Annotated in this window: 12 protein-coding genes and 2 pseudogenes; 3 read left to right on the top strand and 11 right to left on the bottom strand. The window is 65.1% G+C overall.

Annotated features, from left to right (window positions below):
* Window positions 1–2: 2 nt before the first annotated feature.
* The 5 genes from bamE to CFY91_RS01640 all read right to left on the bottom strand — a co-directional run bounded on the left by bamE (window position 3) and on the right by CFY91_RS01640 (window position 8,397).
* Window positions 3–251, bottom strand: a complete 249-nt coding sequence (gene bamE, locus CFY91_RS01660) for an outer membrane protein assembly factor BamE domain-containing protein (protein WP_093984604.1) — start codon at window positions 249–251, stop codon at window positions 3–5.
* Between the two features lie 66 nt (window positions 252–317).
* Window positions 318–2,240 carry an autotransporter domain-containing SGNH/GDSL hydrolase family protein gene (locus tag CFY91_RS01655; RefSeq protein ID WP_093984603.1) on the bottom strand — a complete coding sequence of 641 codons (1,923 nt, stop codon included), beginning with the start codon at window positions 2,238–2,240 and terminating at the stop codon, window positions 318–320.
* Between the two features lie 102 nt (window positions 2,241–2,342).
* On the bottom strand, window positions 2,343–3,350 hold the full coding sequence (locus CFY91_RS01650; RefSeq protein ID WP_093984602.1) for a class 1 fructose-bisphosphatase: 1,008 nt from the start codon (window positions 3,348–3,350) through the stop codon (window positions 2,343–2,345).
* 80 nt (window positions 3,351–3,430) lie between these two features.
* Window positions 3,431–4,807: a DUF3999 domain-containing protein gene (locus CFY91_RS01645; RefSeq protein ID WP_093984601.1), complete on the bottom strand. Its 1,377-nt coding sequence runs from the start codon at window positions 4,805–4,807 to the stop codon at window positions 3,431–3,433.
* Complete coding sequence (locus tag CFY91_RS01640; protein ID WP_093984600.1) at window positions 4,804–8,397, bottom strand: DUF2339 domain-containing protein; 3,594 nt, start codon at window positions 8,395–8,397, stop codon at window positions 4,804–4,806. The genes CFY91_RS01645 and CFY91_RS01640 overlap by 4 nt, the downstream gene beginning before the upstream one ends.
* Window positions 8,398–8,584: 187 nt before the next feature.
* Between CFY91_RS01640 and CFY91_RS01635 the strand changes: the two genes are divergently transcribed.
* Window positions 8,585–8,980, top strand: a complete 396-nt coding sequence (locus CFY91_RS01635; RefSeq protein WP_093984599.1) for a YkgJ family cysteine cluster protein — start codon at window positions 8,585–8,587, stop codon at window positions 8,978–8,980.
* A gap of 38 nt (window positions 8,981–9,018) precedes the next feature.
* Here CFY91_RS01635 and CFY91_RS01630 read toward each other — a convergent pair whose 3' ends face one another.
* Window positions 9,019–9,414, bottom strand: a complete 396-nt coding sequence (locus CFY91_RS01630) for a MerR family transcriptional regulator (protein ID WP_093984598.1) — start codon at window positions 9,412–9,414, stop codon at window positions 9,019–9,021.
* Between the two features lie 76 nt (window positions 9,415–9,490).
* Here CFY91_RS01630 and CFY91_RS01625 point away from each other — a divergent pair, with 76 nt between their 5' ends.
* Complete coding sequence (locus CFY91_RS01625) at window positions 9,491–10,645, top strand: SDR family oxidoreductase (RefSeq protein WP_093984597.1); 1,155 nt, start codon at window positions 9,491–9,493, stop codon at window positions 10,643–10,645.
* Complete coding sequence (locus CFY91_RS01620; RefSeq protein WP_165765287.1) at window positions 10,620–11,930, top strand: DUF3422 family protein; 1,311 nt, start codon at window positions 10,620–10,622, stop codon at window positions 11,928–11,930. Before CFY91_RS01625 ends, CFY91_RS01620 begins: the two co-directional genes overlap by 26 nt.
* Before the next feature lie 12 nt (window positions 11,931–11,942).
* Here CFY91_RS01620 and CFY91_RS16355 read toward each other — a convergent pair whose 3' ends face one another.
* The 5 genes and pseudogenes from CFY91_RS16355 to CFY91_RS01600 form a co-directional block, all read right to left on the bottom strand.
* On the bottom strand, window positions 11,943–12,701 hold the full coding sequence (locus CFY91_RS16355) for a methyl-accepting chemotaxis protein (RefSeq protein ID WP_423812479.1): 759 nt from the start codon (window positions 12,699–12,701) through the stop codon (window positions 11,943–11,945).
* Between the two features lie 99 nt (window positions 12,702–12,800).
* A pseudogene (locus CFY91_RS16350) lies at window positions 12,801–13,577 on the bottom strand (HAMP domain-containing protein); the annotation flags it as partial.
* A gap of 109 nt (window positions 13,578–13,686) precedes the next feature.
* Complete coding sequence (locus tag CFY91_RS01610; RefSeq protein WP_093984809.1) at window positions 13,687–14,118, bottom strand: DUF2628 domain-containing protein; 432 nt, start codon at window positions 14,116–14,118, stop codon at window positions 13,687–13,689.
* Between the two features lie 108 nt (window positions 14,119–14,226).
* On the bottom strand, window positions 14,227–14,514 hold the full coding sequence (locus CFY91_RS01605) for a hypothetical protein (RefSeq protein WP_093984594.1): 288 nt from the start codon (window positions 14,512–14,514) through the stop codon (window positions 14,227–14,229).
* Window positions 14,515–14,600: 86 nt separating this feature from the next.
* A pseudogene (locus CFY91_RS01600) lies at window positions 14,601–14,956 on the bottom strand (hypothetical protein); the annotation flags it as partial.

Genomic DNA, 14,956 nt, shown 5'->3' with positions numbered 1-14,956 from the left:
CGCTACTTGAGCCCCCTGGCGGAAAACAGCACGACCTTGTCGGCGGCATATTGCACGCTGATGTAGCGCTGTTCGTCACCCCAGCGACAGCTACTCATACCCAGCGCACCACTGCACTCGCGCGGGCTGCCCAGCAGTTGCTCCACCTCGGCACGCGGCATGCCCGGCTTGAGTTGCTGGTAGTTATCCTGGGTCAGCGGATTGCAGCCGGCCAGCAGTAGGGCAGCGACGGCGAGCAGGGAACGGCGCATGGTTAATTCTCCGGGAAAGCAAAACGGGGCAGCTAGGCTACCCCGTTTTCAGTCAGGCCGTATGCCTTACCAGTCCCAGCTGAGCGCCAGGTTGAGGCCGTGCTGGCGGTCCTCAGTACCGCGGAAGTGGTAGCTAGCCGACAGCGCCAGCTCGTTGCCCAGGCGATGGCTAACACCCAGACTGCCCAGGGTTTGCCCATTTTGCGGCATGTAACCCTGCAGTTCGAAGCTGTTGTTGGCCACGCTATTCAGGCCCATGCGCAGCTGCTGAGGATCATCCTTAAATTCGCGTTCACGGGACACTTCGGCAAACAACTGGGTACTTGGCGTGATTTGTCGACTCAATTGCAAACCTAGCCCCAGACGCTGGCTGTCACGCTGCTGATCAGCAAAGTTCAACGCCGTTGAGCGGTTGCCACTTTCACGGTAGCCCTCCACATCAATACGCGCGTAATCGGCGCTGATAAACGGACTCACCTGCCAACCAGTACCTTCATTGGCCAAGTCGTAACCAATGCGCGCAGACAAGGCATAGAGTTTGCCATCGCTATCGCCTTTCTCGCTGCGTTTGGCGATGCCCAAGGCGAACTGCCGCTCAAGGTTCTGATAGTCGAGATGGCCAACACTAACGCTGCCATTGGCCCACAGACGATCCTGCCGGAACTGAGCGAAACCACTCAGCAAATAACTGCGCAGGTCATACTCGGACTTGCTATCTGTTTCCAGTTGCTGCGACTGCAGCCCGAGAGCAAGGCCAACACGCCACTGGTCAGTCAGTCGGTAGCTGCTACCCAGGGTCAACCCCAAGCCATCACTGTCACCGGCCGCTACACCAGCATTACGTTCGAATTCACGACGCATACCGTTAGCACTCACGAAGCTGCGCCATTGACCGCTCGTCTGCCACTGATCCTGCAACTGACTATGCAATTGTTGCTGATGACTGATGAGACTGGACAGCGCCATTTCCGGCAGCAGGCTGACTTCCCAGGGTGCGGAGATGATCGAATAGATATAGTCCGCACTGATCTGCTGCACAGCACCTGTTGGGTGAACACCGTCATTGAACATGAGACGGTTAGGGTTGGGCGTTACTCCACTAATTCCCCAAGTAGGATCGGCCAAGCAGCTGGATCCACTGAAACAAACATCGGTTTGTACCACTAGGGGATCAAAACCAAACGTCGCCAGATCGCCTTGCACTTCAGACAGCAGTCCACGGAAATTCAAGCGAATGACATTACCGCCCAATGCAGCCAACTGACGACCCAACTCGTCATTAAACAGCCCGGATGCCGTCGACCAGGCCGCTCGACTACCACTGGCAAACCCCGCCGGAGTCATGCCCACATCTGGAAGATCAGAAACGATGATGGTGCGTGCACCGGCCGCCTGCAGTGCTGCAACGCCTGTAACCAAATTGGCAGCCGCCGTGGCGGCGCTCGCTTGGTCAATTACGACTGACTGCAGCACATCGTTGCCGCCGCCATTGATGTAATACAGCGCATTGGGATCGGCGCTACCAAACTGCGCCAGGTAGCCCTGCCGCGTTCGCAAGACTGTTCCAGCACCTACCTGTCCCACCGGAACAATCGTTTCAGAGGTTGTAGTAATCGAGGCCAGCACCTGCTCGGTTCGGTAACCACCTACGGCGTAGTTGGTACCGTCAGGATTACCTGTCAGTACCTGAGGCAATGCAGGTGTAGAAGCAAAGGCTTGCAAGCCAAGCTGGGCGGCCAAGCGTTGCGTGACAACCAAGTCAAAGTACTCGGTATTGTTCGCCAGATAGTTGGGGCCTGTGCGGTTGGTAAACCGGTTCCCACCTGTAGGATTACCAGCCAAAAGGGGACTGCCGAAATCCGGAAACTGCCCACTATCACTCAATGAGTCACCAAAAACGATGAACTGCGAGTAGGGCATTGCCGAGCTGGTAAGGGGCAAACTAGCTAGGGCGATGGCGGCGACCAGGGCTTTGTAAGGCTTGAACATGAGCACTCCGGGTTCTTGTTTTTATAAGAGCCACGAAGCCTAAAAGAGCCCGAGCAAGCTGACGCTCCCCCAAATGGGTGAGCGTCAGGTCAGCCGCTATTATCAGCCGCGATGGTAGGCGCTGATGCGCAGCACTTCTTCCTTGGAACCAAGGAACACCGCCACCCGCTGGTGCAGCGAGGTTGGCTGGATGTCGAGAATACGCTGCGTACCGTTGGTGGCAGCACCACCGGCCTGCTCGATGATCATCGACATCGGGTTGGCCTCATACATCAGGCGCAGCTTGCCGGGCTTTTCCGGCTCACGGGCATCACGCGGGTACATGAAGATACCGCCGCGGGTGAGGATACGGTGCACATCGGCGACCATCGAGGCGATCCAGCGCATGTTGTAGTTCTTGCCCAGCGGACCGGTCTCACCGGCCAGCAACTCATCGACATAGCGCTGCACCGGCGCCTCCCAGTGGCGCTGGTTGGACATGTTGATGGCGAACTCCTTGGTCGACTCCGGCACACGGATGTTGTCGTGGGTCAGCACGAAACTGCCCAGCTCACGATCCAGGGTGAAGCCCTTGACGCCGTCACCGAGGGTCAGCATCAGCATGGTCTGCGGGCCGTAGATGGCATAACCGGCGGCCACCTGCTCGGTGCCCGGCTGGAGGAAAGCCTCCTCGCCAAGATCACCCGTCTCGCCGTTACGGTCCGGGCAGCGCAGCACCGAGAAGATGGTGCCCACCGAGACGTTGACGTCGATGTTGCTGGAGCCGTCCAGCGGATCGAAGACCAGCAGGTAGGCACCCTTCGGATACTTGCCGGGAATCTGGTAGGCGTTGTCCATTTCCTCGGACGCCATACCGGCCAGGTGGCCGCCCCACTCGTTGGCTTCGAGGAGGATCTCGTTGGAGATCACGTCGAGCTTCTTCTGTACCTCACCCTGCACGTTCTCGCTGTCCAGGCTACCCAGCACGCCACCCAGCGCCCCCTTGGAGACCTGATGGCTGATCGCCTTGCAGGCCCGCGCCACGACTTCGATAAGGAAACGCAGATCAGCCGGGGTATGGTGGCTGCGGGTCTGCTCGATCAGATAGCGGCTGAGGGTGACGCGCGACATGGAAGGCTCCAGGGAATGAAAAAACCGCGGCAGTTTAACCCGGAATGCCGCCGGCCGCCTCTGCCGGCGACCGACGCGCTTCAGGCGCTTGGCGGCCCCGGCGTACGCCCCTTGTCACGTAGCAGACTCCAGGCCATGCCACCCAGCAGGGCCACCCCGAGCAGCAGTATGATCCACAGCGCCAGGCGTTGCCCCGCGCCACCCAGACGCTCGCTGGCCTGTTCGCTGGCCACTTCGGCAAGGTGCTGCGGCATGTCGGTCAAGCGCGCCTCGCCCGTCTGCGCCGCCAGTGGCTGGCTGCGCCCGCCGAGCAGCGTACTCAGCGGCAGGCTGGCCGGCTCGGCCTGCGCCTGGCCCAGCGCCAGCTGGTAAGGCCCTGCACCGCGCACCAGGAACAACAGCTCGCGCCCCGGCAAAGCCAGCTGCAACTGCGCCGGCTGGTTGCCCAGACCACCGCCACGCGCATCGATGTGCAGACGCAGTTGCTGTACGCTGCGCCCCGGCAAGGCCAGCTCGTCGTTGCGACTTTCCGCCTGCTCGCCCGGCACGCGGTACAACACCCCGGCCGCCAGCCCCTGCCAGTGCGGCTGGCCCTCGCGGCGGCTCTGCACGCGCAACGGCAGGAGCATGTTCGGCTGTTCCAGAGCCAGACGCAGGCGGCTGACCGGCAGGGCGCGCGGCAACTCCCAGTGGTACTCCCCGGAGTCCAGGCGTTGTCCCGTCAGTACGTCGGACCAGGCCAGCTCGGCGGCGCGCCACTCGGCAGTGGCGCTGTGCACCACGGCATTGCTCAACGGCACTGCCGGGGCATCCCGCCAGAGCAGACGCAGGTAGCGGGCACGCTGCCCCGGCAAGCGCACGTGGCGCTGCTCGATACGCTCACCCGCCGTCGTCAGGCGAACCAGCTGCCCTTCGCCCAGCGCGCGCCAGTGTTGCAAATCGTCGCTGGCCTCGATGCTGAAACGCTGGAAGCCATCCTCGGCCTGCCAGTCCAGTTCCAGCTCGATCAGCGGTTGCTCGATAGCGCTGACATCCAGCAACCAGCCGCGCAGCACCTCGGACTCAGCGTGCGCCGGACTGTCGAGCAGCTCCACCAGGGTACCGTCCGTGGCGCGCTGCACGCGAATCCGCGCCGCGCTGGCCGCCTGCTGCGCCGGACCCTGCAAGGCGAACAGCGGCACGCTGCGGCTGCTGCGCTGCTCGGCCTGCTGACCACTGCTGTGCTGCAGGCTGAAGGCCAACGGCTCGCCAGCCGCGTTGAAGACCCGCAGGTCGCGCAGATCGTCATGACTGGCCGCCTGCTGCACGGCAAAGGGCAGCGTCAGGCGATACCAGGGGCCATCGCCCTGCAGGGTCAGCGGCAGCCGGTAGCGATAATCTTCCGGGGCCTCGGCCCGGGCCTGAACCTGCAACAGACTGGCACACAGCCCGAACATGATGGCAAACGACAGCTTCATCCCTGTACTCCTTGCGCAGGGGCCTCATCCTGGCGCGGCGGCAGCGGGGCAAAGTAGCCCACCACCAGCAGCAGGACGCCAACCCCGATAAACGACACGATACGCTCCAGGCCACCGCGGTTGCCCAGCTCGACAAAGAACAGCTTGGCCACCACCACGCCAATCAGCAGCCCGCCCAACAGCCACCACTGCCGGCGCACGCGCAGGTGACCGGCAATCATCAGGCCCAGCGCAATGCTGGTCCACACCAGCGACAGCCCGGCCTGCACCAGCATCGAGCGCAACAATTCCGGCTGGGCGTACGGCACATCCCCCCAGTGATGGGCACTGCGAAACACCATGGCCGTGGCCAGGGCGAACAGCGACAGCCCCAGCACGCCCTGCACGCCCTGGCGGTACAGGGCTGCCGGCCAGTTCCATGCCTGCCCGGCCTGCCAGGCCCACAGCGCTGCACCACTCAGCGCCAGCAACAGGCCCAGTTCCAGAGGATTGAGCAGCGGCAGGTACGGCAGAGGATCGGCATTACCGCCGCTGAAGGCATTGGCCAGCCAGAACCACACCAGCAACAACCCGGCCAGCGGCGCCGCCGCCCACAGGCGATACTCGCAGGGATAGCTGGCCAGCGGCCAGGGCAGGCGCGAGGCACGGGCCACCCACAGCAGGTAGAGGCTCGGTAGCAGCGCCCAGCCCAGCCAGCGCCAGGCGTTGTATTGTTCGGCCAACTGCATCAGCAGGTAGCGCAGCTGCAGCGTCGGCACCAGCAACAGCAGCCACAGACCCAGCACATGCGCAGCACTGCACGCGCCACCCGGCAATTGCGTGGCCAGCTGACGCAGGTTGCGCATATGCACCACGCCGACCGCCAGCCAGGCCAGCCAGCCCCAGGCGGCAGCCGGCTGGTACAGCGCATGCGCCGCGCCCGCCAGGATGGCCCAGGCTGCCGGCACCAGCAGCAGGCTGGCCAGGCCCAGCTCGGCCCAGCGCAGGCGCCCGGCCAACCAGCCGGCCAGCGCCGCACAGGCCGCCGCCAGGGCGAGCAACGCGCTGCTTTGTGCTGCACCACTAAACAGCCGGTCAATCTCGCTGACCCAGGCGAACACCCACCAGGCCAGGCCCCAGGCCAGCAACAGCCAGGACAGCTGCAGCAGGCTGACGCGCCACTCGGCGGCCTGTCCGTGCTGATTTTCCCGCCACAAGCGCCAGGCCCCCAGCAGCGCCGCCAGACCCAGCAGCGCCGGCGTCCAGAAGCCGGCGTGGGCCAGCGCTGCCGCTTCAGCCTGACCGGCCACCTGCCAGAGCGGCGCGGCAAGGAAGAAACTGCAACCCGCCACGCCCTGCAGCAGCAGGGCAAATACAAAGGCCGCGCGCTGCTGCAGACGCAGGGCCAGCCAGAGAATCACCAGACCGTTGCCAGCCCAAACCGCACAGGCCGTACGCCAGGGCAAGACGAACAACACCGCCAGGTTGATCAGCAACAGGCCGGCCAGCAGCACCAGCGCCAGACCGCGCAACAGCCGACGGTCCTCACGCACCAGGGCATCACGCGAGGCCAGCAGCATGCTGCCAATCAGCGCCAGGCCGATCAGCAGGCTGAGCAACAAGCCGCTCCAGCCCGAAGCCAGCATGCCCTGGCCGCTGCTGGCCCCATCCAGCTGGCCGACGAACAACACGCCACCCAGCAACTGCACGGCAAACGCTGCGCAGAGGAAGACTCGGGCGCGCAGGCGCAGGCCCAGCAGCAGGGTCAGCAGGCCGCCCAGTGCCCAGGCCATGGCGGTGAAATCGGCGGATAACAGGAGTGGCGCGATCAGGTAGGCACACAGCAGGCCGGCCAGCGCCAGCCAGGGCTGCAAACGCGCCTCCCAAGGCCACAGCGGCAGCGCAGCCTGGTGACGACGCAACAACCCATAGCTGCATAGCCAGGCGCCGGCCAGCATGGCGGCGCCCAGCGCCGAACCGGCCAACACGGTCTGGCTGGCCAGGCCGAGGGTAGACAGATAGGCCAGGCTGGCCGCCAGTTGCAGCAGCAGGGCAAACAACCGGGCCAGACGGCGCTGCTGACGCAGGCCGAGCCAGTAGATACCGGCGCCCTCGACCGCCCAGGCCGCCGAAGTCCACTGCGCATCCAGGCCCAGCGGAATGGCCAGGCTGGCAAAGATCACCCCCAGCGCCAGGCAGGTTTCGGTGAGCAACAGCGCCCGCGCTCCGGCCCGCTGGCGCAGCCAAAGCGCCAGCAGCAGGTAGAAGCCGCCGAGTGCCAGGGCACTGAAGGCCACGGCAAACTCGATATGCCGCACCAGGCCCACCTGCAGGGCAAAGCCCACCAGAGGCGGGCCGAACATTGCCGTGGCATCCACATAATCGGTACGCCCCAGCGACCAGCGCAACAGCGCCTCACGCTCCTGCGGGGCTTCGCCGGCCTGGCGCAGGCTACGCCGGGTGAACAGCAGGCCGATCAGCACATAGATCAGGAAAAACGCCACCAGGAAGGGTTCACTGCTCCACAACAGCTCCGGCTGGTAGGAGCGCCAGCCCCAGGCCAGGCCGATACCGAAAGTGCCGACAAAACCGACCAAGTTGAGCAGTCGCCAGGCCTTGAACCAGGCCACCGAAAGAATCCCGGCATTGAGCAGGAGGAAATAGCTGAACAACGCGACATGATTGCCGCTGCCGCTGGAGGTAAGGATTGGCGCGGCAAAGCCGCCCAATGCCGCCGCCACCGCCAGGCCCTGGGCATTCTGTGCCACCGCGAGCACACAGGCAGAGGCCGTCACCAGCACCAGCAGGGCAAAGGCCGGCTGGCTATCGAGCAGCGGATGCAGACGCAAGGCGGCAAAGATGGTCAGGTACAACACCGCCACCCCGGTGCCTTGCAGCAACAAGGCATAGCCGGGGCGCCGCAAGCGCAGCCACCAGCCGAGGCCGAGCAGGGCCAGGGCGCTGGCGGCCACTGCGCTGTAACGCAGCGCCACGGGCACCACCATGCCCTCCGTGGCATAGCGCAACAGGAAGGCCAGGCCGAGGAACAGCAGCAGCAGGCCGACACGCAGCACCGTGTTGCCACCCAGTAACCAGTCACGGGCCCAGCCCCAGGCCTGCACCAGGAAACCCGGCTCGCGCGGCGCGGCAACCGGCGCGGGAGCACGCGGCGCAGCAGGTTCAGGGGCTGCCGGGGCGGCGCGCCAGATACGCTCTGGCAGCGGCTGGCTGTTGGCCGGGCTGACGGGTTCGGCTGCCGGGCTAATCTCATCGAGACTGAACTGCAGCGCCTCGTCAGCCGGCACCGCGGCAGTTTCAGGCGCAGACGCAGCCGGCATGGGCGGCTCGGCAACCTGCGACGCCGGCTGCGCGGGCCTGGCGGCCTGTGCTAGCGGCTCGGCTGGCGCTGCTGCGTCCTGTTCCAGACGCTTCAGGCGCTGGCCAAGCTGCTGCAGCTCCTTGTGCAGCGCGCTGTTGGCGGCCTGCAGCTGACGCTGTTGCAAGGCTTGCGCCAGCCCAAGGCCGAACAGGATGCCAAACAGCCCGGCGGAAAATGACTCGCCGATACTGGCACCCAGCACCAGTCCTATCAGCATGAAAATCCATTGCATCGCGTGGCACTCCCCTGTCCCTGCCGGCGGCGAGTATATCCAGCCGCCTGTCGACAACCCACAGACGCTTGCCAGAGACGTGACGGACACAACGCTGTCCAGCAAGCCGCGCCTGACGGAGCGTACTGGGCAGCCCGGCAGCGGCTGGTTATGATGCGCGCCCCTCACCACCGCCACGACCCACGCCATGAAACCCCTGCTGATTCTCGGCGCCGACCTCGATCGCACCGAAACCTGGATTCGCTACGAGAAAAGCATGTGCCACAGCTGCATCTCCAGCTGCTGCACCATGCCGGTCGAGGCACGCCTCAGCGACCTGATCCGCCTCGGCCTGGTCGATGAATTCGAACGCGGCGAGCCGCTGAAAAACATCGCCAAACGCCTGCAGAAGGATGGCGTGATCGAGCGTTTTCACCAGAAAAGCGGCATCTTCACGCTCACCCGCATGAGCAACAACGACTGCCTCTACCTGGACCGCAAGACCCGCCTGTGCACCGTCTATGACAAGCGTCCGGACACCTGTCGCAACCACCCGCGCATCGGCCCGCGCCCCGGCTACTGCGCCTACAAGCCCAACCTCTAGCCGGCGGTAAAAAGCCCCAGGCCCTCCCGGCGCAGGTCTCAGCGGCGCCGCTGCAGTTCAGGCGCCAGCGGCAGGCCATGCGCCAACGCACTGTCGCGCAGACGATCACGTTCAGCACGTAGGTAATTGCGCAAACGACGCAACTGGCGCAAGCGCTGCTCCACCTCCTGCAGCTTGCCCTGCAGCAACAACGCCCCCTGCGCGCAATCCAGGCGTGCCTCTCGGCGCAAGCGCAGCAGTTCGCCGATTTCCTCCAGGCTAAAGCCCATGCCCTGCGTCTCGCGGATGAACGCCAGCTGCTCCAGCACCTGCGGCGGATAGATCCGGTAGTTATTGGCCGCCCGCTGCGGTGCGGCGATCAGCCCGCGAGCCTCATAGAAGCGCAGGGTATGGCGACTCAGCCCGGAGGCCCTCTCCACGTCGGCAACTCGCATCAGACACTCCTTAACTGTCGATCTGACTCGACAGTTTAGGCTCCCCGGCGATGCTTCCCAACACAGGAAAACGCACATGGCCAATCTTCTCATCAGCGGCGCCAGTGGCTTCATCGGCAGCTGGCTGACCGCCACCCTCAGCCGCCAGGGACACTCGCTCTACCTGCTGCTGCGGCAACCCGGGCAACTGCCGGCACTGCGCGCACAGTGCCAGGCACGCGGCGGCAACCCCGCGCACCTGCACGCACTCGCCGGTGATTTGCAGCACCCCGGGCTGGGGCTTGATGAGCCCCCGTTGCTCGCACGCGGCATCAGCCAGATCATCCATCTCGGCGCGCAGTTTGCCTGGGGCCTGCCGCGCGAGCAGGCCGAACGCTGCAATGTCGCCGGCAGCCTGGCCCTGACCCAGCTGGCCAGCCGCCTGCAGGCCCGCCTGCTATTGGTCGGCGGCTTCATGCTGGGCAACCCGGCACACCTGGCCGAACTGGGCATCGATCCGCAGCACCCCGCACACAGCGACTGGGACAGGCTGTACCGGCGCGCCGGCACCTATGAGGCCAGCAAGCTACAAGCCCACTACCAGAGCTGCGCCCTGGCCCGCCAGCTGCAAGTGCCCTACAACGTGGTCCACCCCGGCACCCTGTGCGGCCACAGCCAGAGCGGCCATCTCAATCCCAGCCAGCCACTCTACGAACTACTCGACAACCTGGCCCAGGGGCGCCTGCATGGCATACCCGGCAGCCCGGCACATTGGCTGCCACTGATCAGCGTCGACCTGCTCGTCGCGCTATTGGCCAGCCTGGTCGAGCGACCACTGGCCAACGGCAGCGAGCTGCTCGCCCTTGACCCGCACAGCCCCAGCCTGGGCGAACTGCTCGCCCTGCTCGCCGAGGAGCTTGACGTAGCGGCGCCCAGCCGATACGTCCCCATGGGCCTGCTCGCCGCACTGCTCCGCCTGCCCGGCGCCGAGCGTTTACTGCATAGCCGCCGGGAAAGCCTGGCCTTCATACGTCGCGAGCGCTACGACTGCACCCCACTACAGGCCGAGCTGCAGGCCCGCCAACTGGTCTGGCCTGACCTGCGCCAGACATTGCGTGCCAGCGCCCGGCACTACCGCGACAGCAGGTCGCAGGCAGCACAGTGCAGCGACACAGGCAGCCGGCATGGCAGAATGCGCGACCCCGACGCCGCGACCGACAGCCCCCATGAGCGATTTGACCCTACCGCGTAGCGCTGCACTGCGTTTCCATCCCGAGCGCGAAGCACTGTTCAACGAGCTGCATACGCGGCCCTTCCCCGTGCTGGCCACCCCTTCGCGCCTGTCGCACCTGGTGCTGCTGGCCGACCCGGCGCAGCCTGGCGCGGAATACCAGCACCTGCTGCGCCTCTGCGAACGCCACGCCGTCCTGCCACCCAGCGCGCAATCCTCCTGCTACTACCAGGACTTCGGTGGCTTCGAACTGCGCTGGGAGCGCCATACCGAGTTCTCCACCTATACCCTGCTGAGCAAGCAAAGCGACAGCGAACCCTTCCTCGCCAACGCCCTCCGCTTGCTGCCGGCCGACTGGCTCAACGAGCTGCCCGGCCAACTACTCAGCTGCAACCATCTGGAAATACACCCTGCTCCGGCCAGCGAATCCAGCCCGGACGACATGCGCCGGCACTTTGAGGGACAACGCCTGATCAGCGCCGAAGTCAGCGATGGCCAGGCCCGCCTGTGGAGTGCCTATCGCATCCACAGCGACGGCTGCGGACGCCTGCTGATCCATAACCGCAGCCTCAACCCCTGCCAGACTGGCCGTCTGGTGCGCAGCCTGCTGGAGATGGAAACCTACCGCATGATGCTGCTTCTGGCGCTGCCGCAGGCCAAGGCCATGGCTCCGCAGCTCAAGGCCATGGAGCGCCAGCTGGCTACGGCCATCCAGCAGATCAACCAGATCCAGAACCTGGCCGACGAACGTCACCTGCTCGGCGAGCTGGGCAGCCTGGCGGCCGGTATCGAGCAACTGATCGCCACCCACAACTACCGCTTTTCAGCCACCCGCGCCTATCACGAACTGATCAGCAACCGTCTGGCCGAACTGCACGAGCGGCCCTGCCCTGGCCTGCAGACCTTCAGCGAGTTCCTGCAGCGCCGCCTGACGCCGGCCTGGCGGACCAGCGAAGCCGCCGAGCAAAGCCTGAATGACCTGGCGCGCCGTGTGCAGCGGGCCAGCGAGCTGCTGCGCACGCGGATCGACCTGACCATCGAAACGCAGAATCAGCAGCTGATGCAGGCCATGGACAAACGCAGCCATACCCAACTGCGCCTGCAACAGACCGTCGAAGGCCTGTCGGTGGCCGCCATCAGCTACTACCTGGTCGGCCTGTGCAAGTATCTTGCGGAATCAGCCAAGAGCCTGGGGCTGCTGGCCGACAGCCAGCTGGCCACCGGCCTCGCCGTGCCACTATGCATCGGCCTGGTCTGGTTCAGCCTGCGCCGCCTCAAGCGCCGTCTCAAACTCGGCGAAGGCTGAGCCCCCCACCGACTAGACGCGGAAACGCGCCACCAGGCGCGTCAACTGCTCGGCGGTGACCGTCAGTTGCTGGCTGGCCTGCGCACTGTCATCGGACATCTGCGCGGCACGGTTGGACAAGGTATTGATGTCGCTGATATTGCGGGCGATCTCCTCGGTCACACTGCTCTGCTGCTCACAGGCCGTGGCGATCTGTGCAGCCATGTCGCTGATGCGTTGCACCGCCTCATTGGTAGACACCAGTGCCTGGTCGACTCCCGCGGCTTGCTCCACCCCGGCACGCGCCTGCTGACTACCCGCCTGCATGACGCGCACCGCCTGCTGAACACCGCCCTGCAGGCGCTCGATGCGCGACTGGATGTCCTTGGTCGAATCCTGCGTGCGTGCCGCCAGGGCGCGCACTTCGTCAGCCACCACAGCAAAGCCACGCCCCTGCTCACCGGCGCGCGCCGCCTCGATGGCGGCGTTGAGCGCCAACAAATTGGTTTGTTCGGCAATCCCCCGAATCACCTCCAGCACCGCACCAATGCTCGCCGTTTCCGCTTCCAGCTCGTGGATACTGGCCTGGGCCTGCTCCACTTCGCGAGCCATGGCGCGCATGGCCTGGATAGTCGCATTGACCGCCTGGGCACCCGCTTGCGACTGCTCACCCGCCTGACGGGACGCCTCGGCGGCCGCCTGCGCATTGCGCGCCACCTCATGCACCGCGGCGCTCATCTGCGTGGCGGCGGTGGTGACCTGGTCTACCGCCAGGTGTTCCTCCTGAATCACCTGGCGGCTCTCCGCCGCCGCCGCCGACAGGCCGCTGGCCGCGCGCGACAGCTCACCAGTCACCGCGCCTACTTCGCCAATCAGCGGCTGCAGCTTGTCGAGAAAGCGGTTGAACGCACGCCCCAGAAGACCCAGCTCATCGGCGGAGGCAACCTCGACACGCGCCCGCAAATCACCGTCCCCATCGGCAATTTGCTCGATCCGCTGCAACAGACGGTGCATGGGCCGGGTGACCAGCAGCGGGAACCCCAGCACCAGTACAAGGCAGCCCAACAGGCCCAGCGCCACCAGCAGTGACTGCTGCCACTGCACGGTCTTGCCCCGCTCGATGGCCGCCCGGCCTTCCGCTGCCGCCGCCTGGTCTTCCAGCTCACCCAGCTTGTCGATGGCATCGCGCATGGCCTCGAACTGCGCTTCGCTTTGCGCAAAGCTCAGGGCGCTGGCTGCCTGCACATCGCTCTGCGACAGCTGCAAGACCTGCCGGGACGTCTCCTGCCAACGGGTAAAATCCCGGTCAAATGCGGCCACCAGGCGCAACGCATCGTCGCCTGGACGCAAGTCGGCATACTGATGCACGCGTGCATAGGCCTGCTGCAGGTTTTCTGCATGGCTATCGCGCAGCGCCTGAAGATGTGCCGCGCTACCTGCACCAAGCAGGCTGCGCTCGGCCACAAAGGCCTGGTACAAGTCACGGTCGGCGTTCAGCAACAGACTGATGGCCGGCAGGTAACGCTCGGTCAGCCGCGTGCTCGACTCCACCTCCTGGCTGATGCCGCGCACACCCAGCCCTCCGGTCAACAGCAGCAAAACGGCCAGGCCGATGATCGGCAGGGCAATCTTCCAGCGAAACGCGAGATCAGCAAACAGGCGCAACATGGCAAGCTCCAGCAACACGACATGACAGGTGTTGCCTGAGCATAGCTGCTACTCGGCAGCGCTGCCTGCTGCCGGACGTGGCAGAGCGTCGCGGCGCGGGCCGCGCGCACTACCACCAGCCGTTATCGTCCAGACAGGCTTTCTTGTAGTAATCGATATTCGCACGCACCGCGAAAACCGCAGCAGCGCCATAACCCAAGGCGTTGGCCAGTGCATCCAGGCCGAAATACTCCAACGTCAGGCTCAGCGGAATGAGCACCGCCAGGCAGGCGGCAAACAGGCTAAGCGCCTTTTTCCACATGCCCTTGGCCAGGTAGTAGAAAGGCCCGAAGAGGAACCCCAGAATGTTGAAACTCACCTTGAAGCGCTCGCCGCCGCTCAAGGCCTGCAGATTCGGCAAACGCGGGCCACCGGCCTTGACCAGCAAGTGGAAGGTGCGTTTCCAACCGTCAGACACCGTCAGCGCATCAATGACCTGGGTCTCGTTCTGCCGGTTGGACAATTCCGCCTGGGGCGGGGCATACACATTGGCTTGGCTCACGCGTTTCTCCTTGCAGCGCAGCGGGGTGGACAAGGCCGGCATCACCGGCACGACGCATTCTGCGCGAGGCGCAGCAGACAAACCGGGCATGGCTCGCGAAACACGCCACTACAAATCCAGGCCACCCACATCGCCGCGCAGCAACCGCGCCACGCCACGCAGCAGCCCCAGCACGGCACGTACAGGCAACTCGATGAGCAGATCGAGGACATCCAGCCAGTCGGCCACCTCGCCCAGGCTGCGCCGCCTCGGCTTCACCCAGTACGCCGCCAGCAGGCAAGCCACTGCCAGCCCCAGCTGCAGCGCGCTGAACGGGCAGAACAGCAGATTCACCAACAGATACAGCCCGCTGGCAAACAGCCCCAAGGCCAGCAGCAAACGACCGTCATCCCACATGCCTGCGCCTCCATGAATCGCAATATGCCGACATCCCTGATCGTCAGGGCAGCCTCGATGGCCCGCTACTAGGCGGTTTACAAGCCCTAGCCCAAACTGAAGATCGGCCCATACATCGACACAGCCAGCAATACCAGGCTGGCCAGCAGGCCCAGCACGCCCGTCAGGCAGGGCACCCAGCCACGGCGTCGCGCCGCCGGCCAGCAGAGGAACACCACGACAAAACCCAGCGGCCACAGCCAGAGCAACAAGTAGTAGTTCAGCGCAAGCGCAGTAAGCAGGGGCAGGTGCTCGCCGAAGGCCTCGAAAATCGGCCAAAACGACGGCACCACCAGCGTCGGCAGCAGCGCCGCCAACAGCGAACACAGCAACCCCACAGCCAACGGAATCGCCACGGAGCGGGCCCTGAGCGGAGCAAGCTGCTCAGGGCCCGCTCCGTGGC

Origin of the sequence: Pseudomonas fluvialis (genome assembly GCF_002234375.1) — a bacterium.
Taxonomy (GTDB): domain Bacteria; phylum Pseudomonadota; class Gammaproteobacteria; order Pseudomonadales; family Pseudomonadaceae; genus Aquipseudomonas; species Aquipseudomonas fluvialis.
Note: the sequence above shows the minus strand (reverse complement) of the source record. Positions and strands in the feature narration are given on the sequence as shown.